Origin of the sequence: Vogesella mureinivorans (assembly GCF_007644035.1) — a bacterium.
Taxonomy (GTDB): Bacteria; Pseudomonadota; Gammaproteobacteria; order Burkholderiales; family Chromobacteriaceae; genus Vogesella; species Vogesella mureinivorans.
The window spans coordinates 1-404 of record NZ_VMTV02000166.1 but is presented as its reverse complement, the minus strand read 5'-3'; the positions used below and the strand labels follow the sequence as shown (position 1 = coordinate 404).

Sequence of the window (404 nt, the reverse complement as noted above, 5' to 3'; positions counted from 1 at the left end):
CTTGGTGCTGGTTGCTTTGAGTGGCTGGAAGGGACATCGCTTGTATCTGGCGTTAGACACGACAGTGTTGTGGGACCGCTATTGCATGATTCACCTATCGGTGGTGTGCTGTGGACGAGCCGTACCTTTGTTGTGGCGAGTGTTAGAACATGGCAGTGCAACGGTAGCGTTCGGTGAGTACAAGGGGCTGTTGCGAAAAGCCAGATGGTTGTTGCGCTACCACCCGGATGTGATGCTGTTAGCCGACCGAGGGTTTGCCAACCACGCTCTCATGCAGTGGTTGAGAAGCAGTGGGTGGCACTACTGCTTGCGCTTACCCTGTGATGTGCTGTTACATGGAACCAGACGCTATCCGGCAGCAGTTGGCTCCCTTTACCCATCAGTTGGAGAAGCCCGGTTTTACC

Annotated in this window: 1 protein-coding gene; it reads left to right on the top strand. The window is 54.7% G+C overall.

The window, feature by feature from the left end:
- Nucleotides 1-85: 85 nt before the first annotated feature.
- On the top strand, nucleotides 86-404 hold a 319-nt coding region (locus FLQ44_RS24830), incomplete at its 3' end, for a transposase (RefSeq protein WP_369126597.1).